General features: G+C 65.6%; 18 protein-coding genes. 15 read left to right on the forward strand and 3 right to left on the reverse strand.

Going from position 1 to position 19,008, the window contains the following annotated elements; genetic code table 11:
• The first annotated feature begins 30 nt into the window (after positions 1 to 30).
• Entirely contained in the window at positions 31 to 504 is a 474-nt protein-coding gene (locus GCT19_RS18760; RefSeq protein WP_013091733.1) for a ferritin-like domain-containing protein, read from the forward strand.
• Between the two features lie 47 nt (positions 505 to 551).
• Here GCT19_RS18760 and GCT19_RS42800 read toward each other — a convergent pair whose 3' ends face one another.
• On the reverse strand, positions 552 to 710 hold the full coding sequence (locus GCT19_RS42800; protein WP_157646586.1) for a hypothetical protein: 159 nt from the start codon (positions 708 to 710) through the stop codon (positions 552 to 554).
• A 2-nt stretch (positions 711 to 712) separates the two neighbouring features.
• Between GCT19_RS42800 and GCT19_RS18765 the strand changes: the two genes are divergently transcribed.
• Positions 713 to 1,675 (forward strand): universal stress protein, encoded by a 963-nt coding sequence (locus GCT19_RS18765; RefSeq protein WP_152852751.1) that lies wholly within the window; start codon positions 713 to 715, stop codon positions 1,673 to 1,675.
• Between the two features lie 25 nt (positions 1,676 to 1,700).
• Here GCT19_RS18765 and GCT19_RS18770 read toward each other — a convergent pair whose 3' ends face one another.
• Positions 1,701 to 2,663, reverse strand: coding sequence for a LysR family transcriptional regulator (locus GCT19_RS18770; protein WP_018438090.1), 963 nt, complete (start codon positions 2,661 to 2,663; stop codon positions 1,701 to 1,703).
• An 88-nt stretch (positions 2,664 to 2,751) separates the two neighbouring features.
• Between GCT19_RS18770 and ilvD the strand changes: the two genes are divergently transcribed.
• From ilvD to GCT19_RS18815, 9 genes are all read left to right on the forward strand, one after another.
• Positions 2,752 to 4,467: a dihydroxy-acid dehydratase gene (gene ilvD, locus GCT19_RS18775; protein ID WP_152852752.1), complete on the forward strand. Its 1,716-nt coding sequence runs from the start codon at positions 2,752 to 2,754 to the stop codon at positions 4,465 to 4,467.
• Position 4,468: 1 nt separating this feature from the next.
• Entirely contained in the window at positions 4,469 to 5,851 is a 1,383-nt protein-coding gene (locus tag GCT19_RS18780; RefSeq protein ID WP_152852753.1) for an MFS transporter, read from the forward strand.
• Complete coding sequence (locus GCT19_RS18785) at positions 5,841 to 6,758, forward strand: TauD/TfdA dioxygenase family protein (protein ID WP_152852754.1); 918 nt, start codon at positions 5,841 to 5,843, stop codon at positions 6,756 to 6,758. Before GCT19_RS18780 ends, GCT19_RS18785 begins: the two co-directional genes overlap by 11 nt.
• Complete coding sequence (locus tag GCT19_RS18790) at positions 6,759 to 8,045, forward strand: aconitase X (protein ID WP_152852755.1); 1,287 nt, start codon at positions 6,759 to 6,761, stop codon at positions 8,043 to 8,045.
• Complete coding sequence (locus tag GCT19_RS18795; RefSeq protein WP_227749285.1) at positions 8,042 to 8,557, forward strand: aconitase X swivel domain-containing protein; 516 nt, start codon at positions 8,042 to 8,044, stop codon at positions 8,555 to 8,557. Before GCT19_RS18790 ends, GCT19_RS18795 begins: the two co-directional genes overlap by 4 nt.
• A 34-nt stretch (positions 8,558 to 8,591) precedes the next feature.
• Complete coding sequence (locus GCT19_RS18800; RefSeq protein WP_152852756.1) at positions 8,592 to 9,917, forward strand: FAD-dependent oxidoreductase; 1,326 nt, start codon at positions 8,592 to 8,594, stop codon at positions 9,915 to 9,917.
• 166 nt (positions 9,918 to 10,083) lie between these two features.
• Positions 10,084 to 11,487: an MFS transporter gene (locus GCT19_RS18805; RefSeq protein ID WP_152852757.1), complete on the forward strand. Its 1,404-nt coding sequence runs from the start codon at positions 10,084 to 10,086 to the stop codon at positions 11,485 to 11,487.
• A gap of 111 nt (positions 11,488 to 11,598) precedes the next feature.
• Positions 11,599 to 12,789, forward strand: coding sequence for a porin (locus GCT19_RS18810; protein ID WP_152852758.1), 1,191 nt, complete (start codon positions 11,599 to 11,601; stop codon positions 12,787 to 12,789).
• A gap of 95 nt (positions 12,790 to 12,884) precedes the next feature.
• Positions 12,885 to 13,439 (forward strand): hypothetical protein, encoded by a 555-nt coding sequence (locus GCT19_RS18815; protein ID WP_152852759.1) that lies wholly within the window; start codon positions 12,885 to 12,887, stop codon positions 13,437 to 13,439.
• Between the two features lie 175 nt (positions 13,440 to 13,614).
• On the opposite strand, the gene GCT19_RS18820 is transcribed toward GCT19_RS18815, so the two are convergent.
• Complete coding sequence (locus GCT19_RS18820) at positions 13,615 to 14,676, reverse strand: DMT family transporter (protein WP_321576830.1); 1,062 nt, start codon at positions 14,674 to 14,676, stop codon at positions 13,615 to 13,617.
• Positions 14,677 to 14,805: 129 nt separating this feature from the next.
• Between GCT19_RS18820 and GCT19_RS18825 the strand changes: the two genes are divergently transcribed.
• From GCT19_RS18825 to GCT19_RS18840, 4 genes are all read left to right on the forward strand, one after another.
• A complete protein-coding gene (locus GCT19_RS18825) occupies positions 14,806 to 15,786 on the forward strand; it encodes a chromate resistance protein ChrB domain-containing protein (protein ID WP_026229191.1) in 981 nt (326 codons plus the stop codon).
• Positions 15,783 to 16,964, forward strand: a complete 1,182-nt coding sequence (locus GCT19_RS18830) for a chromate transporter (RefSeq protein WP_321576828.1) — start codon at positions 15,783 to 15,785, stop codon at positions 16,962 to 16,964. The genes GCT19_RS18825 and GCT19_RS18830 overlap by 4 nt, the downstream gene beginning before the upstream one ends.
• Before the next feature lie 224 nt (positions 16,965 to 17,188).
• Positions 17,189 to 17,620, forward strand: a complete 432-nt coding sequence (locus tag GCT19_RS18835) for a chromate resistance protein ChrB domain-containing protein (RefSeq protein ID WP_152852762.1) — start codon at positions 17,189 to 17,191, stop codon at positions 17,618 to 17,620.
• Positions 17,607 to 18,863 carry an MFS transporter gene (locus GCT19_RS18840; RefSeq protein ID WP_152852763.1) on the forward strand — a complete coding sequence of 419 codons (1,257 nt, stop codon included), beginning with the start codon at positions 17,607 to 17,609 and terminating at the stop codon, positions 18,861 to 18,863. The genes GCT19_RS18835 and GCT19_RS18840 overlap by 14 nt, the downstream gene beginning before the upstream one ends.
• Positions 18,864 to 19,008 lie beyond the last annotated feature (145 nt).

A 19,008-nucleotide genomic window follows, 5' to 3' on the forward strand; every position in this document is an offset into this window, starting at 1 on the left:
GGCGACGGTTTGAGTGAAAGGAGATTTCAAATGGCCGAGATCAATAAGGAGGACGTGGTTGCGGTGCTGAACCGGATTCTCGAATCCGAGTTGGCCGGCGTCGTCCGTTATACGCACTATTCGTTGCTTGTTTTCGGATTCGGGCGCATCCCGATCCGGGAGTGGTTGCGCGCTCAGGCGGACGAATCGTTGTTGCACGCACAGCAGGCCGGCGAATGGATCACCACCCTGGGCGCCTATCCGTCGCTGGCGATCGGTCCTCTGCTCGACTCGCATACCTTCGATATCGCTTCGATCCTCCGCGAGTCGTTGCAAGCCGAGAATGTCGCGTTGCAGTTGTATCGCGACCTGCTGGCGCTGGTGGAAGACCGCTCGGTTGCACTCGAGGAGTTCGCCCGTCAGATGATCCACGTCGAAGAGATGCACGCGGGCGAGGTCGACAAGATGTTGCGCCGCCCTGGGGAAATGACGACGTCGGAAGAACGGCAGGCGCCACGGGCTTGAATGCGAACGGCCCTCTGTGATGAGCGGGGCATCGCAGAGGGAGCCGCTCAGGCGTCGCGTTTCGCGTAGATCTCGTAGTCGACGCCATTCGTCACCACTACGCCGGGCTCCGGATAAGCGGTGCCAAACAGGTAACTCAGCGCCGAGCTGACCGATTTCGCGCCGGCGAGCCGTTCGTAGATAAACATGCCGTAGTTCGGAGCCAACCATGAATTCCCCCCATCCAGTCGACGGCATGTCGACGCTGCCGCGCAGAGTGCTGATCGCAGTCGATTCGTCGGACGCATCTCGACAGGCGCTCGACTACGCGCGAAACCTCCTTCCGTCCGGATGCGACGTCCGCCTCGTGAGCGTGGCCGAGAATCCCCACACGCTGTTTCCGACGGGTCGGCGCGTCGGCCACATGCTGGATCTGGCGCGCGATGAATTGCTCCGCGATGCAGTCGAAGCGCTCGATCGGGCGAAGCGATCGCTGGCCGCGTGTGATGCACATATCGACACGGAAGTCATCGACCTCGCGAAGCGCGGCAACGACGTCGTGGATGCGCTGATCGATGCGGCCGACACATGGCGAGCCGACCTGATGGTGGTAGGCGCGCGTCAACACCAGGGGTTGCAGCGTTGGGCCGAGGGTACGGTGTCCGAACCGCTGACGAGACGTCTGCGCTGCCCGATGCTGGTCGTCCCGCAGAGCTACAGCGCGACGCATAGCGAGTTGCCCGAGCGCATCCTGTTCGCGGTCGATGGAAGTTCTCAGTCGATGTCCGCATTGCAGTACGGAATACGCTTCGCTGCGTCCGACACTGAATTGCGAGCAGTCTATGTGATCGATCGCGCCGTGCGACTCTCCGATTGGATTCCGATCGATTCGCTCGAGGACTCGTTCGTCGGCGAAGGCAAGGATGCATTTGCCGCTGCGGAGCCGGTGCTGGCGCGCGCGTCGACGCGGGTCTCGACGGCGCTCGTCAGGACCAACCGGACCAACGATGACGTTGCTCATGCGATCGTGCGCGAGGCGAGCGGCTGGGACGCGCAACTGATCGTGATGGGTACGCACGGCAGGCGCGGCATCACGCGCTGGATACTCGGCAGCGTCGCTGGGCGGGTCTTGCAAATTACGCAAACGCCACTGCTGCTCATCCACGCGAGCGACGCCGATTCCGGATCATGAGCGCGTAGCGCCGCAGCAGCGCGGACTACAGCGCCGCCTTCAGGCGCGTCCGTTTCGTATTCGGCAACGGCTCGTGCTGCATCGGCCCCTTGATGAGCTCGCTCATCGCGTCGCGTATCCAGCGGTTGGCCGGCTCGTGATGAAAGCGCGGATGCCAGTGCAGATAAAAATCGTACTTGGGCGCGGGGAAGGGTAACGGCAGCAGCTTGACGTTCACGAACTCCGCGAAGCGCCGCCCGACCGCCTGAGGCACCGCTGCGATCATGTCCGAGCCGGCGACGACGAACGGCACGCCGATAAAGCGCGGCACGCTGAAGCGCACGTTGATGCGAATCCCGAGGCGTTCGTGCGTGCGAGCGAGCACGTCCTGCTCGCGGCCTTCCGGATGAATCATCACGTGCGCGGCCGCGCGGTACTGATCGAGCGACAGCGTGTCGCCGATTTCCGGATGATCTTCACGCGCGATACACACGTACGAATGCCGGTACAGCGCTTTGCGCTTCAGCGATTCGCTGTTCAAACCCGGAAAGTAGCCGATCGCGAGATCGACGTCGCCGCTCGCCAGACCTTCCTCCAGCTCCGGCATGCTGAGCGCGACGGTCTTGATGCTCACGTGCGGCGCGGTCTTGTCGAGAAAGTTCTGCAGCCTCGGCAGGAACACCATTTCCCCGATGTCCGACATACACAGCACGAAGCTGCGCGACGACTCGGCCGGGCGGAATTCGGGCATCGGCAGGATTTCCGTCTGCACGAGATCCAGCAGCCGCGCGACCGGATCACCGAGCGCCTGCGCGCGCGGCGTCGGCTCCATGCCGCGGCCCGTGCGCACGAACAGCGGGTCCTCGAACAGCTCGCGCAGCTTCGATAGCGCGTAGCTCATTGCCGGCTGGCTGAGCCCGATGCTGACGCCCGCCTGCGTCACATGCCGCTTTTTCAGCAGCGCATCGAACACTTTCAGCAGATTCAGGTCGACCTGACGAATATCCATGGTTTGGATGATGCCTATCGATGTCACATAATTGACGGATTTTATCGTGCTTCCTAACATCGTTTCCACAACAAAGGAGTGAGACGCCATGTCCGATGGACGCAAGCCGCAACGCCCGTTGCGCAGCAATTTCCCGCGCGGTTCCTACCTCGGCGCGGTGCGCGCCGCCCAATGGCGCAATCTCGGCATCAGCGAGGAAGACCTCGACAAGCCCAAAATCGCCATCGTCAATTCCTCGTCCGAACTCGCGACCTGCTTCAGCCATCTCGACGGCATCGCCGCACAACTGAAGCAGGCGATCCGCGCGGCGGGCGCGCTGCCGTTCGAAATCCGCACCGCGGCGCCGAGCGACTTCATCACCGGCGCGGGCGCGCGCGGCGCTTACATGCTGGCCGCGCGCGACCTCGTCACCAACGACATCGAAGTGGCCGTCGAAGGCGCGCAGCTCGACGGCATGGTGTGCCTCGCTTCGTGCGACAAGACCGTGCCGGGCCAATTGATGGCCGCGGCGCGGCTGAACATCCCGAGCATCGTCGTCGCGTGCGGCTATCAGCCGAGCGGCGAATTCCGCGGCGAGCACGTGGACATCGAGGACGTGTTCGTCGGCGCGATGCATACGCTGACCGGCACGCTGCCGGTCGAGGACCTGATCGGCATGAGCCAGAACGCGATTCGCGGGCCGGGCGTCTGCTCGGGTCTCGGTACGGCGAACTCGATGCACATGGTCAGCGAGGCGCTCGGCATGTCATTGCCCGGCAGCACGCCGGTCGCCGCCAACAGCGACAGGATGTTCGCGTTCGTGCACGAAGCGGGCGCGCGCATCGTCGAGATGGTGCGCGACGACCTGAAGCCGCGCGACATCCTCACGCGCGGCGCGTTCGCGAATGCGGTGAAGACGGTGCTCGCGGTCGGCGGCTCGATCAACACGGTCAAGCACTTGCAGGCGGTCGCGGCCGAGGGCCAGCTCGACGTCGACGTGTACGCGCTGTTCGAGGAATTCGCCGCGCAGATTCCGGTGCTGACCGGCGTGCGTCCGGTCGGCTCGCACACGATCGAGCAACTGGAGGCGGCGGGCGGCGGGCGCGGCGTGATGAAGCGGCTCGAAGCGTGGCTCGACACCGGCGCGCTGACGGTGACGGGGCGCACGGTGAAGGACAACCTGGCCGATGTCCGGATCGCCGACGACGACGTGATCCGCCCGCCGGAGCGCGCGTTCGCGAATCATCCGGCCATCGTGCTGGTGCGCGGCAACCTGGCGCCGCAGGCCGGCATCGTGAAGTTCGGCATCTCGCCGACCAAGCAGCGCGCGTTCACCGGCGAGGCGATCTGCTTCTCGACCTCCGACGATGCGATCGCGGCGATCAAGGACGGTCGCGTGCAACCGGGCAAGGTCGTCGTGATGCGCGGCGCGGGCGTGTGCGGCGGCCCGGCGATGGGCGGCGGCGCGTCGCGGGTGGTGTTCGCGATCGACGGCGCGGGCCTGTCCGAGCAGGTCGCGATGCTGACCGACGGGCATCTGTCGGGCCTCGTCTGCAAGGGGCTGGTGGTCGCGGAAGTGTCGCCGGAAGCGGCGACCGGCGGACCGCTCGCGTACGTCGAGGACGGCGACACGATCGAGATCGATCTCGAGCGGCGCGTCTGCGATCTGAAGGTCGACGAAGCCGAGCTGTCGCGCCGGCGCGCCGCATGGCAGCGTCCCGCGCCGGTCAACGACACCGGCTGGCTGAAGATCTATCGCGCGACGGTCGGCACGATGCCGCAAGGCGCGGTGCTCGGCGCGGACCGGCCGGCGCGGGGGCGCTGAGATGGGCGACGAAACCGTAATTGACATCGGCACGGTGATCGAGCGGCAGCAGACGAACCGCTTCGGCGTGCTGCTGATCGTCGCGATGGGCGTGATGATGATGACCGAGGGCTACGACCTCGCCGCGATGGCCTTCGCGGCCCCGGCGCTGAGCCGCGCGTGGCATCTCGAGCACGGCGTGCTCGGCCCGGTGTTCGGCGCATTCGTGTTCGGCACGATGATCGGTGCGTTCGTGCTCGGCTATCTCGGCGACGTAATCGGCCGCAAGCGGATGATCGTGATCGGCAGCGTCGTGCTCGCGGGGTTCACGCTCGCGGCGTCGCGGGCCACCGCGCTCGACCAGTTGCTCGTGCTGCGTTTCCTCGCGGGCATCGGCATCGGCGGCGTGGTGCCGAACGCGATCGCGTACACGACCGAGTTCGCACCGAAGCGCTGGCGCGCCACCTGGGTCACGCTGATGTACACCGGCTACACGATCGGCAGCAGCGTCGGCGGCCTCGTGTCCGCGTGGCTCGTGCCGAAATTCGGCTGGCAGGTGGTGTTCGTGATCGGCGGCATCGCGCCGCTCGTGTCGAGCGCGATGTTGTGGTTCGCGGTGCCGGAGTCGATCCGCTTTCTGACGCTCAAGGGCCGTCACGCGGAAGTCGCGCGAATCGTTGCACGTATCGCGCCGGGGTTCGCCGTCGCGCCGGGTGCGCGCTTCGTGACGGGCGGCGCTTCGCGTGGTGACGCGCATGGCGACGGCGGCGACGGCTCGCTGCGACTGCTGTTCGCGGGACGGCTGCGCGCGCTGACGCCGGTGCTGTGGGGCGTGTACATCGCGAACTCGATGGCGCTGTTTTTCCTCAGCAGCTGGCTGCCGGTGCTGATCGAAAGCGTCGGCCTCGCACCGCGCGAGGCGGCGCTCGTATCGACGATGTTCCAGTTTGGCGGCACGCTCGGCGGCCTCGCGCTGATGCGCTTCGTCGACACGCGCGGCGCCATCATCATCACCGCGCTGCCGCTCGTCGGCACGCCCCTCGTCGCGCTGCTCGGCACCGGATTGCCCGGCCCGATGCTGGTCGCGGCCGTGTTCCTGACCGGCTTCACGGTGGTCGGCACGCAGTTCGGCCTGAACGCGGTCGCGGCGCTCGTCTATCCGACCGCGCTGCGCGCGAAGGGCACCGGCGCGGCGGTCGGCATCCAGAAGATCGGCGCGATCGCCGGGCCGGTGATCGGCGGGATGCTGATGTCCGCGCATCTGCCGGTCGAGCAACTGTTCTTCCTCGGCGCGGTGCCGGTCGCGTTCGTCGCGGTGCTCGCGTTCGCTCTCGGCCGTCTGCATCGTCGCCGCGACGATGCCGCGCCGGACAACCCTCAAACAGGAGCAGCCCATGTCGCTTGAAGTCGTTCCCATTGACGCCGCGCATCCGGATTTCGTTGGCCTCGCCAGCGGCATCGATCTGACGGCGCCCGTTTCCGAACAGCTTGCGTGTGCGATCGACGCCGCGATGAACCGCTACGCCGTGTTGGTGTTCCGCGGTCAGCCGCTTACTCAGGACCAGCAGCTGGCGTTCGCGCGCTCGCTCGGGCCGCTCGACCTCGGTTTCAAGCGCGTCGCGCGTCCGCATGCGCGGCTCGCGTACCAGGAGCTCGCGGACATTTCGAACGTCGACGAGTCCGGACAGATCGCGGACCGCGCGCACCGGCGCATCGTCGGCAATCTGGCGAACCAGTTGTGGCATAGCGACAGCTCGTTCCAGCAGCCGGCCGCGCGCTATTCGATGCTGCACGCGGTGGTCGTGCCGGAGTCGGGCGGCGAAACCGAGTACGCGGACATGCGCGCCGCGTGGGATGCGCTCGAACCGCGCGAGCAGCGCGAACTCGAAGGGCTCGAAGCAGAGCACTACGCGCTGCACTCGCGCTTCCTGCTCGGCGACACCGACTACAGCGACGAGCAGCGCAACGCATTGCCGCCGGTGCGCTGGCCGCTGGTGCGCGAGCACGCCGGTTCGGGACGCCGGCACCTGTTCATCGGCGCACACGCGACGCATATCGCCGATCGCACGCTTGCCGAAGGACGCGTGCTGCTGATGGACCTGCTCGAACACGCGACCGCGCGCCGCTTCGTGTATTCGCATCGCTGGCAGCCCGGCGACCTCGTGATCTGGGACAACCGCTGCACGCTGCACCGCGGCCGCCGCCACGATCTATCGGTGCGCCGCGAACTGCGGCGCGCGACGACGGTCGACATCGACCGGCACGCGGCGTCGCAAGCGGAGCAACTCGAACCTGCCCACGGAGTGCGCTAAATGCAGCTGAACGACGACGAACGGGCGATGCTCGACGGCCGCGACGGCCCGGCCGTGCAGCGCGCGATGGATCTGCTGGTGCGCTACGGCGAAGCGCTCGGCGCGCCCCGGCTGGTGGACACGAACAACGTATGCGGCACGGTCGGCGCGACGATGCCGTTCCTGCGCGATTACGCCGCGAAGCACGGCGGCCTCGACGCGGTGTTTTCCGAATTCAACCTCGATAGTCCGGAGGTGGTCGAGGTGCCGAAGGCCAAGGTGTTCAGCAGCCATCTGCAGCAGGGGCTCGACCCGCAGCATGCGCAGCGTCAGGGCATCGACGGCGAGGTCGTGAAGCTGTACCGCCAGGGCGAGGCGTTCACGGGGCGGCTCGGCATTCAGCCGCTGAACACCTGCGCGCCGTATCTGACCGGTAACGTGCCGGTGCGCGGCGAGCATTGCGCGTGGATGGAGTCGTCGGCGGTCATCTACATCAACGCGGTGCTCGGCGCGCGTACCAACGCGGAAGGGCGCGAGAGCACCGGCGCCGCGATGCTGACCGGCAAGATTCCGTACTGGGGTCTGCACCTCGACGAAAACCGCGGCGGCACGCATCTGATCGAGCTCGACATCGACGTGAAGACGGTGCAGGACTGGGGACTGCTCGGCTACTACGTCGGCGAGCTCGTGCAGGACCGGATTCCGGTGATCGACGGGTTGCGCGGCGTGCCGAACCTGCCGAAGCTCAAGCACTTCGGCGCGGCCGCGGCGTCCTCGGGCGGCGTCGAGATGTACCACATCGTCGGCCAGACGCCGGAGGCGCGCACGCGCGACGAAGCGTTCCGCGGCCGCAAGCCTCTGGAGACGATTCGCTATGGCGCGGCCGAGCGGCGCCTCGCATACGAGCGCGTGAACACCACCGCGAAAGACGCGCAGGTCGACTTCGTGATGCTCGGCTGCCCGCACTATTCGATCGAGCAGATCTGGGAGGTCTGCCAGTTGCTCGAAGGCCGCCGCATCGGCGCGAATACCGAACTGTGGATCTTCACCGCGCGCGCGACCCGTCAGCTCGCGGACCAGGCCGGCTATACGAAGCTGATCGAGGATGCGGGCGGTGTGCTGATGACCGACACCTGCTCGGCGATCGGCCGCGTGATGCCGAAAGGCACGCGCGTCGTCGCGCTCGACTCGGCGAAGCAGGCGCACTACCTGCCCGCGATCATGGGCGTGCAGGCCTGGTTCGGCACCACCGCCGATTGCATCGAGGCCGCGGTGAGCGGCCGCTGGACTGGAGGGCTGGCCGCATGAGCACGAACCACGAGACGAATGGCACGTTAGGCACACCGACGCCGGCCGCAGCTGAGCCGGCCGCACCTGAGCCGGCCGCACCTAAGCCGGCCGCACCGATCGTGTTGCGCGGACGCAAGGTGGTCGGCGGCTGTGTCGAGGGCGAGGCGCTCGTCACGCGCGATCGCATTTCCGGCTGGGGCGGCATCGACCCGCGCACCGGCACGATCATCGAGACCCGTCACGAACTGCGCGGCCAGAGCTTCGCGAACAAGGTGCTGGTGTTTCCCGGCGCGAAGGGTTCGTCGGGCTGGTCGAGCCAGTTCCATATCGCGCGGATCGCCGGCACTGCGCCGGCCGCGATGCTGTTCAACGAAATGACCACGAAGATCGCGCTCGGCGCGGTGGTGAGCCATGCGCCGTCGCTGACCGAGTTCGACATCGATCCGCTCGACGTGATCGAAACCGGCGACTGGGTTCGCGTCGATGCCGAGCGTGGCGTCGTCGAAGTGCTCAAACGCAGCCGCGCCTGATTTCGCCGCGCGGGCAGCACCGCGCGCAACCGCGATGGTTTCTCAAGGAGGAAATGTTTTGAAGACTGGTACTCGTATCGTCCGCCGCGGCGGCCAACCGACGGGCTGGAAACTCGACGCCGACGTGTGCATCGTCGGCGCGGGCATCGCCGGCACGTCGGCTGCGCTCGAAGCGGCCGCGCTTGGCCGCAAGGTCGTGCTGGTGGATAGCCTGCCCGCGCTCGGCGGCCAGGCGGTCAACTCGATCATCGGCACGTTCTGCGGGCTGTTCTCGAACGGGCCGCAGCGCTTCCAGGTCACGCACGGCATCGCGGACGGCATCCTGCGCGATCTCGGCGACAAGGGCGCGCTGCACTACAAGGAAGGGCCGCTGACGACCGTCGTGCTGTACGACGAAGTCGCGCTCGCGCGCTGGATCGAGCAGAAGATTCTCGATGCCGGCATCACCGTCGTACTCGGCGCGGTGTTGCGCGACGTCGTGCGCGAAGGGCGGCGGGTGCGCGAGCTCGAAGTCGCGACGCGCTACGGCGACGTGCGCATCGCGGCGAACGGCTTCGTCGATGCGAGCGGCGATGCGGCGCTCACCTGGCTGGCCGGCTTCGACTGCCAGGAGCCGGAAACGCCGATTCGCGGCACGCAGATGATCGTGCTCGAGAACCTCGACGAAACCGATCTGCCGACGCCGCCCGCGTTTCGCGAGCGCGTCGAGGAAAAGGCGCACGCGTATGGGCTGGAGCGCAAGGACGGGCTCGTGTTCTATTTCCGTGGCCGCAATATCGGCATCGCGAACATGACGCACATCGAGACGCCGCTCGAACCGATGGCGGCGTCCCGCACGGCGCTGGTCGGCCGCGACCAGGCAGACCGCGCGTTCGAGTTTCTGCGCGCGGAGTATCCGCACATTTATCGCAACGCGCACATCCGCAGCTATGGCCTGCCGGGCATTCGGCAGACCCGCTGGATCGTCGGCGCGCAACAGTTGAGCTCCGACGACGTGATCGCCGCCCGGCAGTTTCCCGACGCGGTCGCGCGCACGTCGTGGCCGATCGAATTGCACGATCGCGCCGAAGGCTACGAATGGAAGCCGTTCGGCGACGACCATCTGCATACCGTGCCGTTCGGCAGCCTCGTCGTGAAGGACGCGGACAACCTGATCGCGGCCGGCCGCTGCATCGACGCGGATGCGACCGCGCTGTCGAGCGTGCGGGTGATGGGGCCGTGCATCGCGATGGGCGCGGCGGCCGCGCATGCGTTCGATCTCGCCGATGGCGGCAGCGTCCATGACATCGATCGCGGCATGCTGCGCGAGCGGCTCGCCGACAACGTCGATCGTATCGATCCGCCGCATCTGAAGAACTGACGCACGACCCGCCGGCGGCGCGGAAATACCAAAGAGGTGCAGCGCGAGCTCCGCGAGGAGGCTCGCGATGAGCGCCCACTGCCGCGCCGGCCAGAGACGATATGACGGAACCGCGCGACGCGCCGGGATTTGCCCGGCCGCCGACGCGGCACCTCTGGAGGAGACGATGATTCAAACCCTGCCCGATGCGCGCACGGTGGACGTGTCGCGCCTGATCGACGAACAGAGAATCGGCCGCTTCGCGATCCTGCTGATCGCGTCGACATGGCTCGTGATGCTGACCGACGGCTACGAGCTCAGTGCGCTGGCGTTCGCCGCGCCGTCGCTGATTCGTGCGTGGCATATCGAGCGCAGCGTGCTCGGTCCGGTGTTCGGCGCCAACATCTTCGGCATCATGATCGGCTCGATCCTGTTCGGCTATATCGGCGACCGGATCGGCCGCAAGCGCGCGATCCTGCTCGGCGCGTGCTGGTACGGGCTCATCACGCTCGCGACCGCATGGGCCGCGAGTGTCGACCACCTGCTGTGGCTGCGCTTTGCCGCGGGCATCGGCATCGGCGGCGCGGTGCCGAACGCGTTCGTGCTGGTGTCGGAATTCGCCCCGAGGCGGCTGCGCGCCACCTGGGTCACGCTGATGTTCACCGGCTACACGCTCGGCGCGGGCTTCGGCGGCGGCGTTGCCGTGTGGCTCGTGCCGCACTATGGCTGGCCCGCGGTATTCGTGGTCGGCGGGCTCGCGCCGCTCGTGGTGGCGGCCGGGCTGTCGTTCGTGATGCCGGAGTCGCTGCGCTATCAGGTGCTGAAGGGCTGGCCCCGCGACGGCATCGCGGCGACCGCCGCGCGCGTGCGGCCCGATCTCGCGTTGCCGGCAGGTGCGCAGTTCGTCGTGACCGACGAGCGCCGCGTCGCCAGGTTCTCGCCACGCATGCTGTTCGCCGGCCGCCTGCGCTATGTGACGTCCGCGTTGTGGCTCGCGTACATCGCGAATTCGATGGCGCTGTTCTTCCTGCAGAACTGGCTGCCCGTGCTGATCGAGGCGACCGGCGTCGCCGCGCATCGCGCCGCGCTGATGACGACGCTGTTCTCGGTCGGCGGCACGCTCGGCGGCCTCGTGCTGATGCGCTTCATCGATCGACATGGGGTGCGGCTCGTCACCTGTCTGCCGCTGCTCGGTTTTCCGCTCGTCGCGGTGCTCGGCATGGACCTGAATACGGCTTTGCTGACCGCCGCCGTGTTCGGCGTCGGCTTCTGCGTGGCCGGCACCCAGGCGGGTCTCAATGCGGTCGCATCGATCGTCTATCCGACCAGCTTCCGCTCGAAAGGCACCGGCACCGCGATCGGCGTCGCGAAGATCGGCTCCATCTCGGGCCCGATGATCGGCGGGATGCTGCTTGCCGGACATCTGCCGGTGCGCGAGCTGTTCCAGGTCGCGGCGCTGCCGGTCGTCACCGTCGCGGCGCTGATGTTCGTGCTCGGTCGCATGTACCGGCCCGGCGATGCGCACGACGACGATCTCGCCGACCTCGATCTCGCGGGCGCCGAGCCGCCGCTGTCCGCGGCCGAGCGGTAGGACTAGCAGCAGCGGTAGGGCCGGCCGTGCGCGGCGCGCGGTCGCGCACGAGGCGCGCTGCCGCCGCCTTTCATCCGCATCATCCAATTGCATCGAAACCGGAGAAGCACAATGAAAACAGCAGTCTGCACTGCTGCGGTGGTTTGCGCCTTCGCGGCGCCGCTCACGGCCGACGCGCAAAGCTCGGTCACGCTGTACGGCATCATCGATAACGGCATTGCCTGGACGAATACGGTCGCGTCGTCGATCAAGGCGCGGGGCGCCTCGCGCTGGTCGATGGCGACCGGCTGGGGCAGCGGCGACCGCTTCGGCTTCCTCGGACGCGAGGACCTCGGCGGCGGCCTGTCCGCGGTGTTCCAGCTCGAAGCGGGCTTCAGCGGACTGAACGGCACGTCGTCGCAGGGCGGCCGGCTGTTCGGGCGGCAGGCGTACGTGGGGTTGGCGAGCAAGCAGTACGGCAAGCTGACGCTCGGCCGCCAGTACGACTACACGTTCGACTACGTCGCGCCGCTGATGTCCTGGCTGATGTTCGGCAGCATCTACGGCGCGCATATCGGCGACGTCGACGACAGCTTCCAGACGTTTCGCCTGAACAACAGCGTCAAGTACGAGGTGAGTCCGCTCACGGGTCTGAAGCTCGGCGCGCTCTACGCGTTCAGCAACCAGGCGGGCGGCGACGCCGGCCAGGGCTTCGCGAACAATCGCGCGTACGGCTTCGGGGTCGACTACCTGCGCGGGCCGCTGCATTTGGTTGCGAGCTACCTGCAATTGAACAATCCGTCGGCGGGGCTCGCGTCGGGGAATAATCCGAGCGGCGCGATCGGCGACGAGTACAGCGGCTCGACCAGCATCTTCTATAACGCGGGTTTCGTCGAGCGCCAGCGGATCTCGGCGCTGGGCGCCGGCTATACGTTCGGCGCTGCAAACGTGAACTTCATCTTCACCAACACGCTGCTCGACTATCGTGGCGGCCACAGCCTGCGTGTCAACAACTACGAGATCAACGGGCGCTACTACTTCACGCCGGCGCTGATGGCGGGGCTCGGCTACATCTTCACCGATGGCGGTGGCTATACCGGTACCGGCGCGACGTCGTTCGCAACCGGCGACCGGCCGAAATGGCATCAGGTGGACGCGGGCATCAGTTACCTGCTGTCGAAGCGCACCGATCTGCATATGTCGATGGTCTATCAGCGTCTGGCCGGCGATGCGAGCACCGTCGCAATCAACTTCTTCGGACCGGCTGGGGCAGGGCGGAATAGTCAGATTGCGGTGCTGGCGGGGTTGCGGCACCGGTTTTGACAGAGGCGGCAGCGGTGGAGGCTCGGGCCTCCCCGCAATGAAACCAGCGACCTAGAATGATTGGTAGGAGGCGCCGTGAAGCGTGGTGAGGAGCCATGAAGCGTGATCGGGTGGTTGGGCTCATTTGCGGCGCAGTGCTTGCCGGATGCGTGTCGGCCGGCGTCGAAGTGAGACCCGAACAGATATCGAGCTTCAAGCCGGGCGTAACAACGCTGCAAGAAGTGGTGGCCGCGCTCGGTCCGGCGTCGGTAGAGAGCGCGCTGGACGACGGCTCGACGCTGCTCGTCTACACCTACGTGACCTCGCGGCCCCACCCGGAAAACTTTCTTCCGTTCATCGGGTCGCTGGTCGGCGGCTCCGACACACACAGTTCCGCAGCCGTGTTCATGTTCGGCCCGCAGGGCATCCTCAAGAGCGCAAGTACCACGACCTCGACCGTAGGCACGGGCCTCAGCAGCGTTTCGAGCAACGTGCAGAGCAAGGCGCCAGCGGCAAGTGCCGGTCCGCCGGTCGTGGTCGAACGCGTGCAGCCGCCTGCCGTGCAGAGTATCGAGTCATTTCCGGAAGAAAACGTGCAGTCGGCGCCTGACAATGGCATCGAAACGTCGCCGGAGGATAGCGTTCAGCCGGATGCGCACGAGCAGCGGTAAACCGCGCTGTTCGGCACGCGTTGCCCCGTCAGTCCCACTGATCGCGAATGCGATGATCGTCGCAGAGAGTACGCGGGGGATCATCGGAGGAACTGGCGGCGACGTCGGGCGTTCCGCCGTTTCGGCTTTTACGCGCATTCCAGCAATCGGTCGGACTGACGCCTCTGGCTCACCGCTAGTGCTGATGCCGATGATGAATATCGGGGAAATGCGCGTGCGAATGGGTAATAGGCAGATGCACGTGAGGGTGCGTGTGCGGCTCGTCACCGGCATAAGGAAAATCATGCTCGTGCTGATGATGCTCGTCATGGCGATGCCGATGCGTGTGTTCGAGAAACTCATGACTGTGCTCATGCTCATGCCGCTCGCGCACATGCAGCCAGATACCCAGCGCCATCAGGACCGCGGCAATCCAGAAAGACAGGTGGGGTAGGGCGGGCCATATGATCAGCGAAAGGATCACACCGAAAAGCGGCGCAACCGAAAAGTACGCACCTGTACGCGCCGTACCGAGATGGCGAAGCGCGACAACGAACAGCACGAGGCTGATGCCGTAACCGCCGAGCCCGGTCAGCATCGCTGCCGTCATGGTTCCTGCTGACGGCAGCGAAGCGCCAGCCGCAATCGCGATGCCGAGATTCACGGGACCGGCCACCAACCCTTTGAGGCACGCAATCACCATCGCGTCGTTCGCCGAGACCTTGCGCGTCAGGTTGTTGTCGATTGCCCAGCACAGACACGCGCCGACGATCAGTATCGCGCCCACCGGCACGCCTGCCTGTCCCGGATGCCACGACAGAAGCACGCCGCCCGCAACGATCGCCACCATGCCGAGAAAAACCTGAACGTCGACGTTTTCCCGGAACACCACCCAGGCAATCACTGCGGTCAACACGCCCTCGAGGTTGAGCAATAACGAACTGGTTGCCGCCGGTGTGGTGGACAGGCCCAGCATCAGCAAGGCGGGCCCGGCGACGCCACCCATCGCTATCGCCCCGATCAGCCAGGGCAGCTCGCCTTGGGTGATGCGGTGGTGCGCGCCGGACTGGAGCCCGCGCGATCGGAAGGCGCGCCACGCGATGCCGACGCCCAGCCCCAGGCCGCTACCGAGATAAAACAGGCCTGCGAGCATGAATGGGCTGACTGTGCCGAGCAGCGCCTTGGCCAGCGGAGTCGCGGCGCCGAACAGCGCGGCGGCGGCCAAGGCGGTGAATATCGCGCCGTATCCGGATCTCACCACTCCAACCTCATGTTTGCTGCAGAAGGGACAGTTTACAGACCCCTTTGCTCGATTCACGCGTGAAACTCGGCGTACAGAGCAAAAGTTAACTTGTAGGCAGCGTTACTGCAATGTAACGTTGTCTACATGAACACCTTGTCAACCTGGTCGCTACTGGTGCTGACTCTCCCGACAGAGAACGCTACCGCGCGGATGCGTTACTGGCGTGCGCTGAAGGCCCGTGGCTGCGCTGTACTTCGGGACGGCATCTATCTGCTGCCTCACACGGAGGAGCGCGAGCAGGTGCTGCGCGAACTCGCGGGGGCCATCGCTGATAGTGGTGGCACGGCGCACCTGCTACGCGCGGCTAGCCTCGATGCCGCGCAGGAAGAGGAATTCCGGGGGCTTTTCGACCGCAGTGACGACCATGCGGAGTTCGTGCGCGCGCTGAAGGACGCACGCAAGACGGTTTCCGGCCAGTCAGCGACTGATCTCACGAAGCTGCTTCGGCGTCTGCGCAAGGATTACGAAACGATTGTCGCGATTGACTTCTTCCCGGGCGACTCCGCAACCCGTGCCGAGGCGGCGTGGCAGGACTTCATCGGACTGGTCGACACCGTGCTTTCGCCGGGTGAACCCCATTCCGCCGAGCGGCCCATCCGGAGCCTGTCAGTCAGCGACTATCAGGGGCGAACGTGGGCCACACGGCAACACATGTGGGTCGACCGCGTCGCAAGCGCGTGGCTGATCCGGCGCTTCATCGATCGCGATGCGCACTTCATCTGGCTCACATCGCCCGGTGCCTGCCCATCCAACGTGCTTGGTTTCGACTTCGACGGCGCTGCGTTCACCCACGTCGGCGAGCGCGTGACGTTCGAAGTGCTGCTCGTCAGCTTCGGTCTCGACAAGGACCCCGCTCTCCTGCGGCTCGGCGAGATGGTCCACGCACTCGACGTTGGTGGTGCCGCCGTGCCCGAAGCCATTGGTTTCGAAGCCGTGATGGCAGGCGCCAGGGAGCGCGCGTCGGACGACGATCAGTTGCTCGATGAAATGAGTCGCGTGCTCGATTCGCTCTACACGCACTTCCTCTCCACTGCAAAAGGCCGTGGCGCCGGAGGACGATCGTGAGCACGACGACGGCGACGGCACCAGGCTACACGCTCGGCCAACTGGTCCTGTACATGCTGCAGCTTGGCACGTTCGGATTTGGCGGACCTGTGGCGCTCGTCGGCTACATGCACCGCGACCTCGTCGAGCGGCGCCGCTGGATCAGCGAGTCGGATTACCGTGAGGGGCTGGCGCTCGCGCAGATGATGCCCGGACCACTTGCGGCACAGCTCGGCATCTATATGGGCCACGTGCACTATCACATCGTGGGTGCAACGCTCGCCGGTATCGCCTTCGTGCTGCCGTCATTCCTGATGGTGGTTGGCCTTGGCTGGGCCTATGCTCACTTTGGCGGCCTCTCATGGATGCAGGCTGCCTTCTATGGGGTGGGGGCCGCAGTCGTGGGGATCATCGCGATGAGCGCGTACAAGCTCACCACGAAGACCATCGGCAGGAACAGGCTCCTGTGGGCGATCTATCTGACACTCGCGGCGGTGACCGTCATCACCGAGTCGGAGATCGCGTGGCTTTTCATTGCGGGCGGGCTCATCAACTGGTTCGTCGTTGCTCCGCCGAAATGGTTAAGCAGGGGCGGACTGAATGCCGCAGCAGCGGCACAACTGCCGGCTGCGAGCGGCGTGCTCAGTGGTCTTGACTGGCCGCTGCTCGGTCAGATCGGACTGTTCTTTATGAAGGCGGGTGCTTTCGTTTTTGGCTCCGGGCTGGCAATCGTCCCGTTCCTTTACGGCGGTGTGGTCACCGAGCATCACTGGCTCAATGACAAACAGTTTGTCGATGCCGTGGCCGTCGCGATGATTACGCCCGGACCCGTCGTGATCACGGTTGGTTTCATCGGTTATCTGGTCGCGGGACTCGCGGGCGCCTGTGTGGCAGCCCTTGGCACCTTCCTGCCTTGTTACCTCTTCACGGTGCTGCCGGCGCCGTACTTCAAGAAGTACGGCAAGTTGCCCGCCGTCAAGGCATTCGTCGACGGCATTACTGCCGCCGCCGTAGGCGCCATTACCGGCTCGGTGATCGTGATTGCACGGCGCTCGATCGTCGACTTGCCGACTATTCTGCTCGCGCTCGCAACCGTGCTGCTGTTGTGGCGGTTCAAGAAGCTGCAGGAGCCAATCATCGTCATCGCCGCGGCCCTCATCGGTCTTGCTGTGTACCCGCTCATCCATGCGCACGGCTAATGAAATCGATGCTCGAACAAACCCACGAGGGAATGCGCCCGCCTCAAGGTGCGCCGAGTTGGTGACGCGTTCATACAGAACGTGACGTCACGCTGGGTTCTGGCGACCAGAAACAGACACTGATTCTCGACGAGGCGGGAAAGGTCGTCGCGACGGGTGGCGACGAGGAAGACGACGACTGATCCAGCGTTTTGTCACAGCGGTGTTCAAGGAGGAGCAGCGTTATGAAATGGATTACGCGCGAACGACCCAAAGTCGACCACATCGCCTGCCCGTGGCTGATTGCCCGTTTCATCGACAAGGAACCGGAGTTCCTCTACGTGCCTCGCGATGAAGTTATGCGTCTCGCTCAGGAAACAGGGGCGATTCCCTTCGATGTGCCCGACGTCGAACTCGGTCACGACGGCGAACTTTGCAGTTTCGATGCCTTCCTGCAGAAATATCAACTGGACGAACCCGCGCTGATCAGGCTCGCTCGCATCGTGCGAGGTGCCGACACCGACCGGCTCGATCTCGCTCCTGAGGCGACCGGGCTCTATGCCATCTCGATTGGCCTGTCACGCGTCTTCACCGACGATCATGAACAGTTGCGGCACGGCATGATCGTCTACGACGCGCTGTATGCCTGGTGCAAGAGCAGCAATGAACGCACGTGAGGAAGGTCGCACCGTTTCGCTGGCAGCACGGATGTCTAGAAGGGTGTTGCCAGCGGGAGCTGACCGCGCGGCGCAACTGCTGCTGGTAAGCCGTGGATTGCGGGGCCTCTGTGACGGTTTCATCGCGGTGCTGTTACCCGCGTATCTGCTTGCGCTCGGGTTCGCCAAAGTCGACGTCGGCCTGATCAGCACCGCGACGCTGGTCGGCTCCGCGGTGGCGACGATTGCGGTCGGTGTGCTTGCCAATCGCGTCGCCGCACGCCGGATGTTTATTTTTGCCGCTGTATTGATGGTCGCGACTGGCTTTGGCTTTGCGGGACTATCGTCGCTGCTGCCCCTGCTCATCGTCGCCTTTGTCGGTACGCTCAACCCGAGCTCTGGCGATGTCAGTCTTTTTCTCCCCCTCGAACAATCACAGCTTGCCGGGATGGCGACGGGCGATGCACGAACGGCGCTATTCGCCCGCTACAGCCTGATCGGTGCCGTTTCGGCAGCGGTCGGTTCACTCGCAGCGGGCGTGCCCACATGGCTGGGAGCACATGCACACATGGCGGAACTGACGGCCATGCGTACGATGTTCATCGTGTATGCGGCGACGGGCGGTGCGATCTGGCTGCTCTATCGTCGCTTGCCGCCTTCTGGCGCACACCCTTCTGGCCCGAGCGCACCGCTCGGCAAGTCACGGCGCATCGTGACGCGTCTCGCGTTGCTGTTCAGCGTCGATGCGTTTGCCGGCGGCCTGGTCGTCAATTCCCTGCTGTCGCTGTGGCTCATGCAACGCTTCGGCCTGTCGGTGGGCGCAGCGGGCCAGTTCTTTTTCTGGGCAGGGCTGCTTACCGCTCTCTCCCAGCTTGCTGCACCGCGACTTGCCAGCAAGATCGGGCTGCTCAATACGATGGTGTTCACGCACATCCCGGCAAGCCTGTGCCTCATCGCCGCGGCCTTTACTGCTTCGTTGCCAGTGACGTTGGCGCTGCTGCTCGCACGCAGCGCGTTGTCGCAGATGGACGTTCCCACGCGCACCGCCTACGTGATGGCCGTCGTTACGCCGGCCGAGCGGCCTGCAGCTGCAAGCTTCACTTCGGTACCGCGAAGCCTTGCTGCATCGCTCGCACCGTCTCTGGCGGGCGTCCTGATTGGCATCGGGTGGCTTGGCGCGCCGCTTGTCGCCTGCGGCGCGCTCAAGATCGCTTATGACCTTTCGCTACTTTTCGTCTTCCGTCACGTCAAACCGGATCGCTGAACGAAACGACCGGGACCAGTTCCACCACGCAGGCGGGAGGAAACCGGACAGAGCGCAGTTCTCGAAGATCACAAAAATGCTGCGTACTTGATGCACTCCGTTCAAGGAGGCGACGCCACCGCAGCCGCCCTATGCGCGTAGCGGT

Source organism: Paraburkholderia atlantica (genome assembly GCF_009362785.1).
GTDB classification, from domain to species: domain Bacteria; phylum Pseudomonadota; class Gammaproteobacteria; order Burkholderiales; family Burkholderiaceae; genus Paraburkholderia; species Paraburkholderia atlantica.

Bases quoted from the DNA above. Each gene is read 5' to 3' on its own strand.
- GCT19_RS18760 (WP_013091733.1), top strand. From the start codon at position 31: ATGGCCGAGATCAATAAGGAGGACGTGGTTGCGGTGCTGAACCGGATT.
- GCT19_RS18765 (WP_152852751.1), top strand. From the start codon at position 713: ATGAATTCCCCCCATCCAGTCGACGGCATGTCGACGCTGCCGCGCAGA.
- GCT19_RS18770 (WP_018438090.1), bottom strand. From the start codon at position 2,663: ATGGATATTCGTCAGGTCGACCTGAATCTGCTGAAAGTGTTCGATGCG.
- ilvD (WP_152852752.1), top strand. From the start codon at position 2,752: ATGTCCGATGGACGCAAGCCGCAACGCCCGTTGCGCAGCAATTTCCCG.
- GCT19_RS18780 (WP_152852753.1), top strand. From the start codon at position 4,469: ATGGGCGACGAAACCGTAATTGACATCGGCACGGTGATCGAGCGGCAG.
- GCT19_RS18785 (WP_152852754.1), top strand. From the start codon at position 5,841: ATGTCGCTTGAAGTCGTTCCCATTGACGCCGCGCATCCGGATTTCGTT.
- GCT19_RS18790 (WP_152852755.1), top strand. From the start codon at position 6,759: ATGCAGCTGAACGACGACGAACGGGCGATGCTCGACGGCCGCGACGGC.
- GCT19_RS18795 (WP_227749285.1), top strand. From the start codon at position 8,042: ATGAGCACGAACCACGAGACGAATGGCACGTTAGGCACACCGACGCCG.
- GCT19_RS18800 (WP_152852756.1), top strand. From the start codon at position 8,592: ATGGTTTCTCAAGGAGGAAATGTTTTGAAGACTGGTACTCGTATCGTC.
- GCT19_RS18805 (WP_152852757.1), top strand. From the start codon at position 10,084: ATGATTCAAACCCTGCCCGATGCGCGCACGGTGGACGTGTCGCGCCTG.
- GCT19_RS18810 (WP_152852758.1), top strand. From the start codon at position 11,599: ATGAAAACAGCAGTCTGCACTGCTGCGGTGGTTTGCGCCTTCGCGGCG.
- GCT19_RS18815 (WP_152852759.1), top strand. From the start codon at position 12,885: ATGAAGCGTGATCGGGTGGTTGGGCTCATTTGCGGCGCAGTGCTTGCC.
- GCT19_RS18825 (WP_026229191.1), top strand. From the start codon at position 14,806: ATGAACACCTTGTCAACCTGGTCGCTACTGGTGCTGACTCTCCCGACA.
- GCT19_RS18835 (WP_152852762.1), top strand. From the start codon at position 17,189: ATGAAATGGATTACGCGCGAACGACCCAAAGTCGACCACATCGCCTGC.
- GCT19_RS18840 (WP_152852763.1), top strand. From the start codon at position 17,607: ATGAACGCACGTGAGGAAGGTCGCACCGTTTCGCTGGCAGCACGGATG.